Raw genomic sequence first — 19,020 nt, forward strand, 5'->3', positions numbered from 1 at the left:
ACCCTTATATAGAAAGGCATTTAGCGATTTTTGTCAATTATTTCTTATCTAGAGCGAACTAATCAATTAAGTCTCTTGCCAGATAAGGATTTAGTCGATTTATGCCCCCCTATCGAACCATACCAAGTAACGAAGAACCAATTAATTTTGCACAACTACTTAGGATAATTTTACAACAAGTGGTGATTATTACTGGCTCTCTTCCCTTCCATTCCCTAAAAGTCCCTTGGCCATGGTTAAAACCGCGGGACTTCTAGCCACTGTCAGTTAAATCGACAAAATTAATCTAAGCTATCGGGAGAATGGGGATAAAGTTGTTCTGCTTCCGGACAATCTTCCGAGACATTAATATCAGGATTCGTCCGCGACACCGATGCCAGTTTTCTGCTCACCGCACCGATACTTTCTAAACGCACCATTTCTTCCCAAGAACTAATTTCGTCTTCTTCTTCTGTTTCGTAGCGAATGGTGACGAGATCGCTTTCTAGATCGACAATACGAGCATTATCAATCCATCTTTGCTGATCGCGCAAGAAAATGCAGACTTCCTGACCATCCATACAGAATTGATAAATCTTGCGGTGTAACATAAATTGCTCCTAAACAGCTTCTTTTGTTGAATTCAACTAACGGGAAGTGACAAAATGCCAATCTCAGCAATAGCTCAAAAATTCCCGCGGATAACACAAAAGGGAGAAAAATTCCGCTAGCAGTGGCAAGAATGGGAAAGGAAAGTCAGGTTTCCGGTTTGGGGCTACGTTCTTCAAAGACATCGATTCGATTAATAGACGGCCTCGGCGATCACTAAAAAATCGCCCTTATAGAGTCATTGTGACATAAATTTTCACTTCCTAACAGTATTCCTGGATGGAATCGGCAATAAGGTTTAGGGATGAGGTTATCCCATTTTTCTTTATTCATGGCAGGCATTCTACACCCCTCTCGCGCCCCTCCAACCCCCCACATCGGTAGGGTAGGGGGAGTTGGGGGGTGAGGGCAATTAACCATATCTGCCATTACTTTTGAAAAATGCTATCAGTACCGTCCCCTTTCCAACCCCGAAAAATAGGTATAGATGCTCTGTCATCTTGGCAAGTCATGGGACATCGCTCGCCACTTGATTCCGTTGGCCGATAAATAAAAAATGGCTGTGAGCTTATAGCTACTTCAGGGTAAGCGCATCTTAAGGATCCTTGACAAAATGAACTTTATGTGAGTTGCTTACCCACGATTCAGGCATATTTGAGGAGAATTTGCCATCTCAATTGTTAAGCAAAAATCGACCAAATCGGTCGAGTTCGTAACTATTCTGATTGACTGGTATCACTTGAAATGCCCACGCAGATCACAAAATTGGTCAATTGTCAATAGCGTTTGAGATGCGCTCACCTTGGGTTGGGGAGTGGGGAGACGATGCCAAATCTGGTTATAATTCACATTTACCAGAAACGCTATATTCATTTCAATCATTCCGAAATAACTAAATAAACTTCTAATCCTTTTTGACTTTCTTTGTCAAATTTTAAGCCTATTTCAGAATCTTTTATCTCTCTTATTGGAATTCTTCGGCGAGGGGTATTTTTGCCATTTTTATTAATTCGAATACTTTCAATAATAGCATTTTGACATATTTTTTTATTTTCACTGACTAAAAAAACTTTTTTACCGACTTCTAGTCTTTTATTGGATTCCTGTGACTCATCTGATATTTTGATAGCGCAAGCTTGTTGCTGTTGATACCAATTGACAACTTTACCGATCTTTTGAAGCTTTCCTATCTTTTTCTTCCTATCAACAAAGCAATAAAGAACTAATTCACTCATAGCTTGACATATAGCTTCGACAAAATCACATAATTGTAGTAACTCATTGGCATTAAGAACGGTATCTATTTCTTTACCATGAGCAGAATTATTACGAAGTTCTATAAAATTCTTTAATTCATTTTCCACACTACCCCTACTATTATTATCAATAAAATTCTTAACTTTTTTATGATTTTCTATCCATTGCCAAGAATCAGTTGCAGATATGCCAGCATCGACTAAAAGTCTGGTTAATTGCTCTTTTCTCAGATTAGCTTCATGTAACAAAAAAGCAGCTGATGTGAGATTATATTTAGTTGTATTTTTGTATTCAGTATCAAATAAATTTTTGATAATGTCCCTCTCTGAAAGAGAATCGAAGCGATTTCTTTTATTTTCATTGCCCAGTAATGTAGCACAACCAGTCTGATGCTTATTTCTTACAGATTCAGGTAAATCTTGATAGCAACTATATAATTGAGGCAGCAAAATAATCCAATCTCCCACTAGATTTTCGACAAAATTTTCGTAAAGAGCATATAACCTTGTGATAGATGAACAATGATCGTTAACTAGCCACTTGTCTCCTAAAGGAGCATTTGCTTGAAGATATTTTAAGTCTTCTGTGTTGAGTTGTGAAGGATTATCCGCAATAATTTCTCTAAGTTTTTCACTGATATTAATTATTGATCGAATGGTCTTTATCTCATCCTTTAGGTTATTTAAAAGTCCTTCAAACATTCTCAAATACTCTGCTTAAGAACTCGTTGAATCAGAGAATCAAAAATTTGAATACGAGCTTTAAAATCATCTTTGGTATCCCCTTCTCCGGTGAAAAGTCCTTTTTTTAATTTTTTATCTTGATGAGTAATTCCCTGGGAATCTTGAGTAAATAAGCTGATAGTTTCTTGAACTATTGCTGATTTTCTAGTAATTAATTCTTGATAATCAGATAAATGGTTACTGAAACTGATCATCACTGCATCATAGTAAACTTTATAAGCTTTCGATTTATGTGTTTTGGTTTTACTATCGAAAGGCTTAAATAACTGATCCTGATAAATGTTAGATACTAACTCTATAGTTTGGTTAAATACTCGCTCGAACTCTTGGATATTCTCGTCGGAAAAATTAAGACTTTTTTTCATCATATAATTATCCAGATATTTAGATAAATTACCAGTATATTGATCAATATCCCTCAGGGCAAAAAAACGGAGGATTAATTCTACATCTTCCATCTTTTTATAAAATCCATTTTCTTTAAGTTCTTCTTTATCATCAATAGGAATATCCCAAGCTTTAGCAAAAATAGTATTCTCAGAAAGCTTTAATAAAAGTTCATTGAATTTCCCAGAGTAAAGACAGTTTCTTATTTCTTGGCGACTCAAAGATACACCTCCTGTATTGAGGCGTTCAAAAACCAGTTGTTTTAAAGATAAAGATTCCTCTGGGTCCGATAGAGACTCGGTAATAACAACTATAGTTGAAATGGCTCGTCGATTGATACCATCTTTGATTTTTGCAGGAAGACTTTCATAGGTTCTTCCTTCTAATTCAGGCCAGATATCTAACCCTGTTAATTTTAATTTGTTATTATAAAAATTCTCAATTGCTGTGATTCTTTGTTGACCATCCATTACTTCATAGGAGTTATAGGAAGTTTCATAGAGAATCAGAGGAGGTACGGGAATATTCATCAAAAAAGATTCAATTAGTCTCGATTGTTTTTGTGCGTCCCAGCGATCCCGTCTCTGATAGAAAGGACGCTTTTTCACATAGTTAGGTTTCTTTAAAGAATCAGCAAAACTAGGCAATTTTTCTCGATTCATTTCTAATAATATTCTTCGTTCACCTTGTTCATATTTTTCATTAATTTCATTATCTGATAATTTTTTAACATCCTTTCGGGAACGTTTTTGCCAAGGATTTGTTTTAGTTTGTGAGATTGTCATAATTTCCCACCAGAGGGGTACAAATTGATATGACTGGACTTCCCTCATTCATTTTTAAGCATAGACTGAGGATATATACGAGAATTAAGAGTTATTGGTAATCTTCCCAGATAACTCTCAAAAGTTAATTCTCTTCAATTGGCAACTGGTCACTGATAACTGGTCACTGATAACTGATTAGGATTTTTGGCTGAAATAGGCCTCTAGTGCCTCATTGATGATTTGATTCATCGGCCGTTTTTCCGTTTCCGAAGCTTCCTTGAGACGGACAAACATATCATCGGGGACGCTGACACGGTTTTGATTTTTACGCACGCGTTTGGGTTTTGATTCAGTAGTAGTAGTTTCGGTCATTTTAGGTGTGTAGGTGGCTGAAAATGCTTGTAAAGCAGGGAAATTGACTCGATGACAGAATTCTCCGAAGGTCTCGTTATTTTGTTGATCCTGTTGGAAGTAAACGAAAATCGGTTCTAAGACCTTTTCTAGATCATCGATCGCCATTTTATCCAAATAGGGGCGCGCTAGTCGAGTTTGATCGGCTGTTCCCCCTAACCAGAGTTGGTAGGAATTGGGAGCGCTACCCACAAATCCTAATTCTGCCATATAGGGACGCGCGCAGCCATTAGGACATCCTGTCATGCGGATGACAAATTCCTCTTTGCTTAATCCTAAGCGATTAAGCAGGGCGCGAATGCGTTCAATTACCCGGGGTAAAATTCTTTCTGACTCAGTAATCGCTAATCCACAGGTAGGCCAAGCGGGACAGGCCATGGAATAACGGGTTAAAGGGTCAATTTCGGCGGGATTGGTGACAATTCCGTGTTCTTTCAGGATCGCCTCGATCGCTTGCTGATCCTGGGGTTCGATTTCGTAGAGAATGATATTATGGTTAGCCGTCAAGCGCATGGGCAACTGAAAACGCTCGATAATCACTTTTAAGGCGGTTTTTAGCTGAAAACTGCCTTCATTTTTGACCCGGCCATTCTCCACAGAAAGACCAAAAAATAATTTTCCGTCTCCCTGTTCATTCCATCCCAAAAAGTCTTGATATTTCCAATCGGGGAGGGGTTGGTAGGGGGCAATTTTTTGACCGAAATAACCCTCAACAGTGCTGCGGAATTTTTCTACTCCCCATTCTTCGAGGATATATTTCATTCTGGCATGACGACGATCGCCGCGATCTCCGTAATCTCTTTGGGTTGCCACGATCGCTTTTACCAGATCGTACACATTTTCTTTGTCCACATAACCGATCGCATCGGCCATTCTGGGGAAAGTTTCTTCCTTATTGTGGGTCCTTCCCAGTCCACCCCCGGCAAGGATGTTAAAACCCTGTAATTGACCGTTTGCGTCGGTAATCACCACCAAACCGAGGTCATTGGTGTAGATATCGATGGAGTTGTCTCCGGGTACGGTGACACCGATCTTGAACTTACGGGGCATATAATGTTGACCGTAGATCGGTTCGATGGGATCGTTTTTGTTAATCCCATTTGTATCTTTTTGTCTCGCGGTCTTGACTTCCGGCGCTTCTTCTGCACTGATAACTTTTTCGCCATCGAGCCAAATTTCGTAGTAGGCTCCAGTTTGGGGAGTGAGCAAATCGGCGATATTATTGGCATATTCCCAAGCATAGCCGTATTCGGGGCGATTTTTGTAGGGGGCTGGCGGTGCAGTGACATTGCGGTTAACATCACCACAGGCCGCTAAAGTGGATCCCATACTGCGGATAATTTCCCCGAGGGTAGCTTTGAGATTTTTCTTTAAAATGCCGTGTAATTGGAAGCCTTGGCGGGTTGTCACCCGTAAAGTGCCGTTACCGTAGCGATCGGACAAACTATCGAGGGTAAGATATAGTTGCGCGGGAATAAAACCCCCCGGACTGCGGGTACGCAACATCATTTGATAGTCTTTTTCTTGACCTTTGGCTCTATTGTCGCGATTATCCTGTTGATAGGAACCGTGAAACTTGAGGATCTGCACCGCCGCATCGGTAAAATGGGTTGTATCTTCGAGGAGTTCACTGGCCAAAGGTTCTCGTAGATAATTACTGCGTTCTTTGATACCTTCGACTTTAGAAACCTTGGCGGTAGGAGAAATAGGAGTTGTAACCATCGTCTAACAGCACGATAACCTGTGGATAGGTCTTAGGAATAGGAATTTAGACAAGCTCGATCGATCCTAAGAAGTTTTACTAAGATGATCTCTAGAGTTCGTTCCAGACTCTGAGGTTAACAGTAGCGATCGAGACATCAATTCTATCTTAGCTTCTTACCGTCCCTCGCGAACGCCATCTACCGATCGAATTTTTATGACCAATTCTCCCAACATTAAAACGGTTATTAGTCAAGAACCCTACATTATTCTTAACAATCAGGGAGAATTTCTCCCTTCTATTAATCTGAGTCGTCCTAATTATAAATTGGGGCGGGATGGTCAACAGGTGGATTTAGTTGTTCCCCAACACTGGACGGTGGTGAGTCGAGTACAAGCTTGTTTTCGTCGTCAGGGAGATGATTACTATATCTACGATGGAGACGGGACTAATCCTAGTTCCAATCAACTTTTTATCAATAATCGCGTGATTACTCCCAAAGATGGCTATCTTTTACAAAATGGGGATGAGATTCATATCGGTCAAGATGTCAAAAATTCGGTCAAGATCACCTATTATCATCCTAACCAACCAGTAAAAAGCCCACCTTTAGCTTTTAAATCGGTTTCCCTAGGCAATCGCAGTGTAGTTTTAGGACGAGATAATGCTGCTACTGTGGTTTTAGACGCGCCGACAATTTCCCGACAACACGCGATTATCGATAGCGATAACCAGAATCGTTATATTCTCTACGACAAAAGCACCAATGGAGTCTTTATCGACGGAGAAAAAGTATCGGGTAGTGCCATTTTAACCAATGGTTGTACGGTGAGAATCGGACCCTATAGTTTTCGGTTGCAGGGAGATGACTTAGTTTTATTAGATACGGGGGATAATATCCGTCTGGATGCCGAAGATATCGTCAGGATGGTGCGGGATAAAAAGAAACGACCGTTGATAATTCTCAATCATATCTCCTTACCGATCGAACCGAGTCAATTAGTGGCGATTGTCGGGGGAAGTGGTGCGGGAAAATCGACTTTCTTAAAGACTTTATTAGGAATTGAACCCACCACCTCGGGAACTGTTTATCTGAATGGGGAAGAGCTGCGCCAGAACTTTAATATCTATCGCACCCAAATCGGTTATGTTCCCCAATACGATATAGTTCACAGGGATTTAACCGTGGGAGAAGTGTTATATTATGCTTCTAAATTAAGGCTACCTCCCGATCTTAATTGCCAAGAAGTGATCGAGAAAACCCTACAGCAGGTGGAATTATTAGAAAGAAGAAATACTTTAGTCAGAGACTTAAGCGGTGGTCAGTTAAAAAGGGTGAGTATTGCGGTAGAATTATTAGCCAATCCCAAATTATTCTTTTTAGATGAACCCACCTCGGGATTAGACCCCGGTTTAGATAAAAAGATGATGGAATTGCTGGCAAAATTGGCCAAAGAAGGTAGAACAATTCTCCTAGTTACCCATGCTACTAATAATATCAATCTCTGCGATCGATTAGTTTTTCTTGGTCAAGGGGGCAATTTATGTTATTTTGGTTCTCCGGGGGAGGCCTTAAATTTTTTCTCTTTACCTCAGGGGGATTTTGCCGATATTTATATTCATCTGGAAACTAGCGAAAAAGTTGATCAAGAATGTCAACGTTTCCAACAATCCGACTACTACAAAAATAATATTGAAGCAAGAATTGGTAAAATATTTCAGCAAAATAATAGTAAACCGCAACAGGTTCAACAATCTTTTTGGCAACAACTACAGGTCTTATGTCAACGGTATAGCCAGTTAATTATCCGCGATCAATTTAGTTTAATTTTATACCTATTAACCGCCCCGATTGGAATTTTCTTAATGGCCGTGGTTTCAGGGGACAAAAATCCTTTATTTTTGGGGGATAATCCCAGGTTTGAAGATGCTATCCAATCCGCACCTTTAGCCTTAAAAACTCTCTTTGTTTTTACCTGCGCGCAACTGTGGGTAGGTTTTGCCTGTTCCCTACAGGAAATTGTCAAAGAATCAGCAATTTATCAGCGAGAAAGATTAGTTAATCTGGGATTATTACCCTATTTATTCTCAAAAATTCTGGTTTTAGCAGCCTTAGCTTTTCTGCAAACAATTGTAATTATCTGCGTGATATTTTGGCGATTTACTGACCAACAACCGGAATTAATGACCTGGTTAATTGGCTTTTTTATTACCACATTTTTAACTATATTTGCGGCGATTAATCTCGGTTTATTAATTTCTGCTGGGGTTAATAACATCACCCAAGCAAATAGCGCCTTACCTTTAATTTTAATCCCTCAGATTATCTTTGCTGGGGTATTATTTAACTTAGAAGGTCTGGGAAAATATCTATCATGGTTGATGATTAGTCGCTGGTCGATTGGTGCCTATGGGGTATTAGTAGAGGTGGAAGCTATGATTGCAGAAGCGAAAGAACAAAATACTTTTAAGCTCCCTTTACCCTTTGAGGATACCAATCAAGTTTATCAATTATCTATCAATAATTTGTTATTGAATTGGGGAGTATTAATTCTTCATTCCCTTATTTATTTTCTCCTTACCTATTGGTTGCAAAAAAGAAAAGATATTTTATGATCTAAATTATAACTGAAACCTGAAAACTGAAAACTGAAAACTGATAACTGATAACTGATAACTGATAACTGATAACTGATCACTGATCACTGATAACTGATAACTGATCACTGATAACTGATAACTGACTCCTAACCCTACTTAATTTAACTTCAGATCAAGAGCGAGCGGACATTCCACTTTCGTTCCCCCTAAACCGCAGTAACCGCCGGGGTTTTTCGCTAAATACTGCTGATGATAAACTTCAGCATAATAAAATTCAGGTGCGTCGAGAATTTCCGTGGTAATTTGACCGTAGTTCGCTTTATTGAGAGCTTCTTGGTAGATCGATCGGGATTTTTCCGCTAATTGCTTTTGCTGGGGACTATAGGTATAGATACCCGATCGATACTGAGTCCCCGTATCATTACCCTGACGCATTCCTTGGGTGGGATTATGACTTTCCCAGAAAACCTTTAACAGTTGTTCGTAGGAAATCACACTGGGATCATAGACCACTAAGACCACTTCATTATGCCCAGTCATGCCGGTACACACTTCCTGATAGGTGGGATTAGGGGTGATACCAGCCGCATAACCTACGGCCGTAGTGTAAACTCCTTCTAATTGCCAAAATTTCCGCTCTGCTCCCCAAAAACAGCCTAAACCAAATATTGCGGTTTCCATACCGGTGGGAAAGGGGGGCTGCAAAGGATGACCGTTAACGTAGTGGCCGCTAGGTACGGGCATTTTTTCCGATCGCCCGGGTAGTGCTTCCCTTACTGTAGGCAAAGTTAATTTTTTTCCGAATCCGAATAACACCATAATTAAGAATTTGTCCAGAAAGTTTTACTTTACTTTACATTATCGCTCAATTTTAGGGATTTCAGCGATCGGTGATCAGAACTGAGGCTGCAGCTCAATTTTTGTCAATCTACTGAGTTGGGATTTTGAAAGGGAAACTCTCGGCTAAAACTGGGCGTTATTTCTGATTTTATCACTCAATCCCAACCCCGGAGCGCATTAGTTTTTCGGTGGGATGCTTACAGGCAGTTGTTCATACACTTGTACCAGTTGAGGCGTTGCTGAATCAAGGTATGAATGCAAACTTTGCATCAGATGCAAAAGTTAGTTTGGCTCTAGGTTTTAAAAATACCAGAAAAGAAGATTCATATCTCAAATCAGCAACGCCTAAATCCGACATTCCGCACATCTTCATATACTTTTATGTATTTTTATAGCAGTTTTCATCAGAATGAGTTATAGGCAAGGGGCTTAAGCCCTTTGTTGGCAAAACTTGTCGATACCTCAGTAAAGTGAAAAGTGCTATACATTCCCCAAGATGTTTTGACAAAAAACCTTCATTGTAGAAACTACTATTGAGAACATTTTCAATAATTGATTTTTTCTGAGAAAAAAATTTACAATTCTTCACCTTGATAAAAATCCATCATTGTAGCTATAATCCTTACTGGTAAGGGGTGGTCAGCAATATATTAGTAAAAATTATCAATTGAATGTTAAGAAGTGCGGAAAGTGGGTATATAGAGGTTCTCACACCTGTGTGGCACACTTAAACCTTTGCTAATTAAGCTTTTCAACATTAATAATGTACCTCGTGCGAACAGGAAACGCTATAGTCCGATATTTAAATCCGATGTTAAAATTTATTTCCTCAAAAATTTATTTCCGCAAAGACCATCTATGCTACTACCTAGAGATGACTTTTATGGATCTGGGCGATCGCTAGTGCCAGTCTCATAAGTCTTGAGCAATTAAATGTAAATGCAAACAAATAGTTGATGGAAAGGATGTTATGACTAATCTTCTTCAGTCCACTCTCAACAAGACCTATAACCAACTGAAAAACTTTGCTGGTTTAAATGACTTCTGGAATTTGTTCGAAATAGCATTTGGTACACAATATGACCATACAGTAGCCACAAATCTCCGTTCTCAATGGCTTGTAGGTGATTTTAGTTCATTTCCGCAAATTGAAATTCTGGATAGTAGCATTCTTGGTAACGCTAGTGGTGCTTATGGGACTAGCACGAATAAGATTTATCTCGCTGCTAATTTTCTTGATACAGCTACGGAGACAGACATTATTGCGGTTTTGTTAGAAGAATACGGGCATTTTATTGATGCTCATATTAATCAGACGGATAGCGCTGGTGATGAGGGAGACATTTTTTCTAACTTAGTGCGTGGTAATATTCTCAGTGCTGGGACATTACAGGCTTTGAAAGGTGAGAATGACTGGGCAACAATTACCGTAGGTGGCCAGAGTATTGAGATAGAGCAAGCGCTTACACCAGCCGGCTTAGTCTCTGCGTCGAATTACTTAATCAATCAAGATAACAAGAACAACTTCCTCTATGAAAATGTCCAAACGGTACCTTCTGCGATTGGTGGTCCTCCTGCATTCAGAGCGCGGTTTATAAATATATTAGGGAATACATTCCCCAATGCTATACCCAATGTCACAGCGGGTTCATTTGCAGGTGGAACTAATACCGTAGCAGTACCTTTTCAAGGAACATTGATTGATCCGCTAGATTCCACAGAGAAGGGACTACTTATCCATACCTCTGTAAATGGGCTAGGTTCAAATCCACTTTTTACAAATTTATGGGAACCCACAGATAACGCTAGTTTACTCCTTGCTAATTTATTCGCAAACAACCTAGGAAATGCGACAAATACCCTAACAAGAGAACTACTTGCTGAGGATACATTCTATGGTTCAACTGTAAATTTAGGTTATTTATCCCGTTCTCCTGGTAGCTATATTAAAGCAACTTTAGTTTGGACAGGAGTTCCTGGCGGCGGTCTTAGCACGGATGCTAACTTAGATTTGACGTTAGAGGGGAATAATAGTGGTTTAACTTACACTCCTAGTTCTTTACCACTTAATACTCCTAGTTTTTTACCTTCTGGTATGGGGTTTAATGGAACAGATAATGTTGCTGGCGGTACTATTAACGCGGTTGATTACATCGAACAAATTTATATTCCAGCAGCTAGTTTAAATCCGTTGGACAGTGCTTACAAGGTTACGGTTGGTGGGACGCTAGGTTCTGTATCCCCTATTACAGGTCAAGATTTTTCCATCTTTTTCAGTGTTGCGGGTGTTGTCGGTAACGGTCATGGTTGGGGTGATGTACATCTGTCAACTTTTGATGGTAAACCCTATGAATTTCAAACAACTGGGGAGTTTATTCTTGTGAAATCCCTGATAGATGATTTTCAAGTGCAAACTCGCCAAGAAGCTTCACCTTATTGGATTGGTGCTTCAGTCAATACTGCTTTTGCTATAAATCTTGGTGGTTACAATATTAACTATGATATAGATTTAGCACAGGATCAAAGACTATCTATTGATGGACAAAGTTACAATTTATTGAGTGGTGAAACCCTCGATTTGGGTATCGGTCAGATAAAACGTCAAGGCTCTCAATATACCTTTACTTATGCTGGTCTAGATGGTATTATTAATACCAATGACGATGATCTAGTAACAGCTTTTGTCTATGAGGATACGATTAACACTAGTCGATATTATATTAATATTGATGTTAATCCTGCTGATTATCGTTTTGGTTTGTTGCAAGGACTTTTAGGTAATGGCGACGGTATTACTAGCAATGACTTTGCCTTGCGTGATGGTACTAACTTACAATTGAATCCTGGACAGTGGGAAAATAACCCTATCGTCCATACTACATTTGCTGATAGTTGGCGTGTTAGTCAAACAGAATCTCTCTTTCCTACAACCACAACACGAACCGCTGCTGCTTCTAGTTTTGCTTCAGACATTATTCCTCCCAACCCTATTTTTGATCCCGAAGCCTTAGCTGCTGCTTTTGATTTGGTTAATGATGCAGGAGTTGCGGCAGGACAATTTCAAGTTGGTGCAGTAATAGATTATCTTCGTACTGGAGATACAAGCTTTATCAAGTCGGCTAAACAGTTTGGTGACTTCGTACTTCAAGATGACAAGGGAGTAATCCAACTTGGAAGCATCCAAGGCAGTAAATGGAACGATGCTAATGCTAATGGTATCTGGGACGGAGGCGAACAAGCCCTAGCAGGTTGGACAATTTACATTGATAGCTTCACCAATGGACAATTAGATCCTTGGGAAATTTCCACAGTCACTAACGCTGATGGTCAATATACCTTCAGCAACTTAGGACCAGGAGAATACACCATCGGCGAAGTTCCTCAAACAGGCTGGGAACAAACCTATCCCACCACTCCCTATTCCATCGACCTGAAAACCGGCGCAATTACAGGTTCACCCAACCCCTATATCAGCCTAATTACCTCTCCCACTGACTCCAATGGTGATGGCTATTTAGAAACAGTAGTCAAAGTCAATTATCAAGCCCAACTTGATCAAGTCAAATTCATTGTCAACTACGATAAATCACCCACAGGATGGACACTTAACATTGGAGATTCAGCTACTAATGATGGGTATAAAGGAGATGCCTCTACTCAAAGTAATGATGCCGAACTGCAAATTTTAAACAAAGATTTAACCATTTATGGCAACGACTACACCCCTACTACCTTAAATCCTTTAGCAAATATCACCAATTTTGCTAATAATGTTAATTCTGTTGAGCTAGTCATCAGCAACGGACAGGTTGTTTGGAATAGCCCGAACGCTATCGGTAGCTTAAATACACCCTACCTCTATGCACTCAATGGTCAACCTGATGCAGAAGGTCCTGTAAATTACGATGTTTATGCCAGCCTTAACCGCGTCATTAATGGAACTTATCGTATCGGTTCGGGAGCAAGTAAAGTCACCATTATCCCTGTGAACAAGGGAACCCATAAAATTAATTTGGCAGCCGGACAAACAGCCACAGGTATAAACTTTGGCAATCGTCCAAGTACTCTAGTCACCCTCAACGTTACCCCAAGCAGTGTCACCGAAGATGGAATAACCAATTTAGTCTACACTTTCACCCGCCTCGGCAGCACCACCAATCCCTTAACAGTGAACTTTGGCGTTGCTGGAACTGCTACTTTCGCTACAGACTACACCCAAACAGGTGCAGCCACTTTCACATCTAGCACCGGAACCATTACCTTTGCTGCGGGTGCAGCGACAACAACATTAATTGTTGACCCCACAGCAGACACCACCGTTGAAGCGGACGAAACTGTTGCCCTCTCTTTAGCTTCTGGTGCTGATTATGTCATAGCTGGAACACCCACCGTCACTGGAACCATTATTGATGATGACTTACCCAAGATTAATCTTAGTCCCAGCAATCAGACTGTTGTTGAAGGTTTAACCACTCCTCAAAACGCCTCCTACACCGTCACTCTTTCCCAAGCAAGCAACCAAACCGTCAGCGTTAACTATGCTACTGCTAACGGTACAGCAACCGCGGGATCGGATTACACCGCCACCATTGGAACTCTAACCTTTGCCCCTGGTGTTACTACTCAAGTCATCAATATTCCCATTCTCAATAATTCCCTTAATGAGGCGAATGAAATCTTTACTTTAGCTTTGTCTTCTCCTACTAATGCTGCTCTTGGTACGCAGACGGCAGCTACCACGACGATAACCGATACTCTCACGGCCGCTGTCACCACGACTTTAGCGGCAAATGTGGAAAACCTGACACTGACGGGAGCAGCCGCCATTAACGGTACTGGTAACGCAGGTAATAACGTGATCACGGGCAACACGGCCAATAACCTTCTCAACGGTTCTGGGGGCAATGATACCCTTAATGGTGGTGCTGGACTCGATACCTTGACGGGGGGAGCAGGAAACGATGTCTTCCTCTTCCAATTTTCCCAATCTACTGTCGCTAACCCTGACCGGATCACTGATTTTGCGATCGGCTCCGACAAAATTGATTTGCTCAGTGCCGCAGGAGGTGTGCTGCCTGCCCCCGCTGCCTTTAGTCGTGCTGCCAATTCTGCGGCTACCACTTTAACCAATGTCGTGAATGCTGTTTTTACCGATGCCAATGGTGCCTTAGCCGGAAACCAAGCACTTGGTATTAATGGCGCGGCCCTGGTCCAAGTAACCACTGCTGGGATAGCCGGAAACTATATTATTGTCAATGATAATGTTGCTGGTTTCCAAAGTGCCAATGACTTACTGGTTAACGTTACCGGCACATTACCCGCTCTCGGTAATATCACTGTTTCCAACTTCTTTGTTTAGTGGATTCCTGATGGGGTGACAAGAATATTCTCAAGCCGGCGTGTTAGGGATCGGGAATGGAGTCGCCTCCATCCCCGACCCTTCAGAACCGTGCATGAGACTTTCACCTCACAGGGACCCTAGTTTGATTGTCCCATTCTTAGGGATACAACTTCTCTTAGGCGCTTGGGTAATGCCCGAAGCCTGCCCTCTGCCCCCTGCCTTCGTTAAAATTAACCAAAGTGAGGCATAAGAGTCAAAACTCCCAAGTCTAAATCTTTACTATCGATCGATTTTGCCTCGTAGAGGGCTAACATATCGTTTAATTGGGGATTACCGCAGGAGGAACCAGTTACCCCCATGGCAACAATCAAACCACAATAACCCTCGGTATTTTTGATGCGTTTTTGCCAATTGCGGCGCGCGGTACGGTGGTCGGGATCATCTTGCTCGAATTCCCCAAAGAGATAGAGATCCCCATTAGCCATTTTCAGAATACCGAGATCATAACGGGTATCTTCGAGGGGATCTTCGCCGGGGTTAAAACCAATAGCCGCCAAACCGCCAGCTTGTTCGATTTTTTCGATCAGTTCCTTGGCTTTCGGTCGGGAGGTCTGGATCATGACCACGGGGAAACCCTCTCCTTTTGTTGGTACGGATTGGGGTTGATAATGGATTTTTGGACGACTGCGAATTTTATCTAATAATTGCCAGGGAACCATTCCGAGACTGAGATGTGCATTATCGGGGACTAGATTTTCCTTGAGTACGGACTCTTCCTCATCATCCTCATCATCCTCATCGTCGTCGTCCTCCTCCTCCAAGAGTTGCATAAATTCCGCACATAGATCGGGCATCGTGGCTACCGTCACCGCCACGGTTTCCCCTTTTGCTTGTTCGGGATCGAGGGGGATACGAAAACGACGCTGTAATTCTCCGATCGGTTCTTCGGATAAAGCGGATTGATTGCCTTTAAAAAAGCGCAACAGAGCTATTAAAGCTAAATATACCGTGATTGCTTCTTCTTCATCTAAATAGGGGCGAATGCCTTCGTAGGGATGCACGCTGCCGAAAACTGGATGAATCTGGGAAGGGGCAGCCGAGGCCAGATCGTAGTCATCCTCATCATCGTCCTCATCATCATCGGCCAATTCGTAGCTTAAAAACCAGCAATCTTGGGAAAGAAAGGCTTTTTCTAATCTTTCCATCGATTTTTCTTCTAAAGCGGACTGGCGGAATTGTTTGAGGGATGCTAGGGAACGATAGAGAATGACTCCGTATTCCCGACCGAGCATTCCCATGACACAGGCGTAAAGATTCGGGAAATCGGGGCGATCGAGCTTAATTTCCAATATATCGTAGTCAGCTAAACAGGACCAGGGTTCAGCTTTCCAAATTTCGTGAGCAGTTTTCACTAAAGCGGACTGCCAAGCGGGGGGAATTGCCGGGGGACGGTTATTTTGGAATTCGTCGAACCCGCGAAAGAGATCATCGATCAGGGGCAAATTGGGGACATAATCGATGGTGATATCGAGATCTTGTAGTACCCCGCGCAGAAAAAACTGTGTTTCTCGATCGCGGACGATAATTTTTTTCGGTCTGGCTGGCCGGGCGGGATTTTGCGGTGTTTCGATGGCGCGGATTAAGGTTCTCACCATGGCCTCTGGCCCCGTTTCGGGGGAAACTACTTCCATAGCGCGTACACAGCCCTCGCTGCCGTCCACCCAGATCACGCACTCGCCACCGCTTTCTTGATTTGGTTCTAAGGTGGCCCGGGGCATTCTCTCGGATAAGGATAAAGCACGACGATCTCCTTCCCAAACACTGGGAATTTGTGGGATTTTTTTGAGGCGGCTTTGGGTTGTCCGGGGCAGAAGATTCATCGGGAAATTTAGGGGTAGCTGTGTTAGGATTTTAACCTTTTCTTTTCAAGGATTCCATAGAATCATTCTATCGATTTAGTCGATAACTTGATAAATAAACCGGAAACCTGACCAAGTTCCCAGATCAAAGGCGTATTCATCAATGACACTGCCAGAATTATCCATTTTTAGACCTAAATCTAATTTTAGATCGCTCCAGAAAGCTCTGGCTATTTCTAGGGGGTTAGTCAGGGTGAGCAGTTGGGTTGCTTCTCCCTTGAGGCTTTGAGTGGCATTGAGAAGGGTCAAGGTTTTCGGGAAAGGATGGCGACTGAGGATCAGTATATTCTCTCTGATGCCCTTGGGTTGACTAATTTTCCAATGCCCTTGGCCGGAATTGGGGATGGTGGCCTTGGTTTTGGCCGCCACGACAAAGGGGGCTAATGGGCTAGAATTGCTGAAATTATCGGGGTTTTCTGAATGGGAACAGTATAAAAGCGGTTGGCAATCGCTGTTAAGGACAAGGATCAGCGCGTAGAGGGGTTGTTCTTCTTGATTCTCGATTTGATAGCGAATTTCCGTCCCGACGGGCAGAATTAAGTCATTTTTAGCGGTATTAATCCCCCTGCTACCCGCAATTTTTTGGGTTTGTACCGTCGAGATATAGGTTTGATCGAGGCTTTCCAGGGTGACAATGACGGCTAAACCGGAGGATTCTTGATTGATCAACAAGTGCCACAATTTGCAGGCCAGCAGGGTTTCTAGTTGCGATTGCAGTCGTTTGATTCCCGATTTAATTGCTTCGTTGGCCGCCCCTAAACTACCGATAATTAGGGAGCCATTGGCAGATAATAACTGATAATTGCCAGTTTCTTCGCTACCAACTCGACTTAAGAGACAATCTACCGTTTGTTCGCCAATGTTAACCACGGCGGCCACATCGGGCAAACTGGCAAAGGTACTGGTGGCATCTACCCGTTCAATCCGGGTTAAGTTAGGATCCAAACCGACGATTAAACCGATTTGACTCGGAAAAACCCGCAATTTTTCCTCTAGAATCTGTCCTATTTCTAGGGAGGCGGTTGCCGATAATAACTGGGCTTTCGCTTTTAAACCCTGACGGGAGAGAATTTGTAGGCTGATTTCCTCCCCAGTCGCCTCAATAAAGCTCAAACAGGAGTTAATTCCGTAATTTTCTAGGATTTCTAAGGGCAGGCCGACCAGATTGACTTCTAGGGTGCGTTCATCAATAAGATTTGTAACAATTGCCGCCCCACCCCTTGACGTTTCTGACGTTGTATGATATGGCGGCGCAGAATTATTTTTTTGATTACTGGTTAGGATTGCCGGCTGCTGTTGTTGACTGCTGTGACTAGCGACGAGATTACGGAGATGGGGAAAAGCGATCGCAATTGTCGGACTGGGGGAAACTTGCCAGAGATACTGAGTGAGATCATAGGTGAATAAGCCGGCATTGGGGCTATTACCGCTCAATTCCAGGGCGATTTGCTCTGGTTTAGCGGCAGCGAGAATAACGCCGTTACTAGGCTTATTTTTGAGGTTAAAACGGGTTTTAATATCGGCAGCGAAAGTTAATTCGGCGGGGTTAGGATCACTAATGGTTCTAGAATAGGAACGAATGCGGAGATTACCGAGATAGGGCTGAGGTTGGGGGAGATGACTACTATCAAAAATCAAGCTAAACTTATCCGTAGCTAGACAGCGAGCCATCAGCAGGATATTTTCCTTAAGTAAAGCATTTTCTGCCCCATCCGCAGCAATAAAAACCTCTTTTCGGGCCCCAAGACTGCCATAACCGCTAAAGTGAAAAATTACCACATCCCCCAACCTGGCTTGGGCGATCAGGTGTTCTAAAAAAGCCGCTTCGATCGCTTCTCGACTGGCTTGTTGTCCCGTTAAAGTTACTATATCAGCATCCTGAAAGCCAAAACGATAACGGAGAAGGTCTTTTTGTAACTCCACATCGGTAAGACAGCCGGGCAGCGGCGGAATATTCGCCCCATACTGGTCAATACCGACTAAAAGAGCCAATTTTCGGGGATTAGGGGTGGCGAGAGCGGCCAAATGACGGTTAAGGGTTCCTTGACTAATCGCCAAAGTCAGCAACCCCCAACCTGTCTGCTGGACAAATTCTCGCCTAGTTATGTTCATCGAAAATTTTGGGTGGGAAACCCCGCCGTAGAACGGCGGCTTTACGTTAGAATTAAAAAGACCGTCTCGAAAACCAAGTGGGCGGACAGCACCTTGAAAACTCGGCTTAGGGAGTTCCGTTCAGAAAAGCTTGTCCGGGTAAAAAGTCGCGCGCAACAAGTACAAGAAGCGTTTAGTCAGAACCGTACCGTGGGACACACGGAATCGGGCTTCTGAAATGGAGCGAAAGTCTGTGGACTCTGTGTAAGACAGTACATGGTTTTTTAACTGTGGTATGCGACGGTGGTGGAAGCAGAAACTTAAATCGTGAGGTTTAGGAATCGCCGCACTTTTAGGGCGGCGAGGATGTCAA

At 42.3% G+C, this 19,020-nt stretch carries 9 protein-coding genes; 2 read left to right on the forward strand and 7 right to left on the reverse strand.

From position 1 onward, the window contains the following. Window positions 1-281: 281 nt before the first annotated feature. The 4 genes from O9290_RS14565 to sir form a co-directional block, all read right to left on the reverse strand. On the reverse strand, window positions 282-590 hold the full coding sequence (locus O9290_RS14565) for a DUF6679 family protein (protein WP_002757875.1): 309 nt from the start codon (window positions 588-590) through the stop codon (window positions 282-284). Window positions 591-1,466: 876 nt separating this feature from the next. Beyond that, window positions 1,467-2,546, reverse strand: a complete 1,080-nt coding sequence (locus O9290_RS14570) for an MAE_28990/MAE_18760 family HEPN-like nuclease (RefSeq protein WP_288056400.1) — start codon at window positions 2,544-2,546, stop codon at window positions 1,467-1,469. Window positions 2,547-2,548: 2 nt separating this feature from the next. Then, the gene (locus tag O9290_RS14575; protein WP_353852141.1) at window positions 2,549-3,808 is read right to left on the reverse strand and encodes a GmrSD restriction endonuclease domain-containing protein; all 1,260 of its coding nucleotides are present in this window, start codon (window positions 3,806-3,808) and stop codon (window positions 2,549-2,551) included. A gap of 129 nt (window positions 3,809-3,937) precedes the next feature. After that, complete coding sequence (gene sir / locus O9290_RS14580) at window positions 3,938-5,875, reverse strand: sulfite reductase, ferredoxin dependent (protein WP_288056405.1); 1,938 nt, start codon at window positions 5,873-5,875, stop codon at window positions 3,938-3,940. A gap of 196 nt (window positions 5,876-6,071) precedes the next feature. On the opposite strand from sir, the gene O9290_RS14585 reads away from it, so the two are divergent. Beyond that, window positions 6,072-8,471: an ATP-binding cassette domain-containing protein gene (locus O9290_RS14585; protein ID WP_288056408.1), complete on the forward strand. Its 2,400-nt coding sequence runs from the start codon at window positions 6,072-6,074 to the stop codon at window positions 8,469-8,471. Window positions 8,472-8,612: 141 nt separating this feature from the next. Here the strand turns inward: O9290_RS14585 and msrA are convergent, their stop codons facing one another. Further along, window positions 8,613-9,275: a peptide-methionine (S)-S-oxide reductase MsrA gene (gene msrA / locus O9290_RS14590; RefSeq protein WP_288056853.1), complete on the reverse strand. Its 663-nt coding sequence runs from the start codon at window positions 9,273-9,275 to the stop codon at window positions 8,613-8,615. Between the two features lie 991 nt (window positions 9,276-10,266). On the opposite strand from msrA, the gene O9290_RS14595 reads away from it, so the two are divergent. Beyond that, the gene (locus O9290_RS14595; RefSeq protein WP_288057732.1) at window positions 10,267-14,655 is read left to right on the forward strand and encodes a Calx-beta domain-containing protein; all 4,389 of its coding nucleotides are present in this window, start codon (window positions 10,267-10,269) and stop codon (window positions 14,653-14,655) included. A gap of 212 nt (window positions 14,656-14,867) precedes the next feature. Here the strand turns inward: O9290_RS14595 and O9290_RS14600 are convergent, their stop codons facing one another. Both O9290_RS14600 and O9290_RS14605 read right to left on the reverse strand, forming a co-directional pair. Further along, window positions 14,868-16,517: a DUF6930 domain-containing protein gene (locus tag O9290_RS14600; RefSeq protein ID WP_288057734.1), complete on the reverse strand. Its 1,650-nt coding sequence runs from the start codon at window positions 16,515-16,517 to the stop codon at window positions 14,868-14,870. Window positions 16,518-16,592: 75 nt separating this feature from the next. Then, entirely contained in the window at window positions 16,593-18,668 is a 2,076-nt protein-coding gene (locus O9290_RS14605; RefSeq protein ID WP_288057737.1) for a caspase family protein, read from the reverse strand. Between the last annotated feature and the right edge of the window lie 352 nt (window positions 18,669-19,020).

The sequence above is a fragment of the Microcystis sp. LE19-41.2A genome, from assembly GCF_027530405.1.
GTDB lineage: Bacteria > Cyanobacteriota > Cyanobacteriia > Cyanobacteriales > Microcystaceae > Microcystis > Microcystis aeruginosa.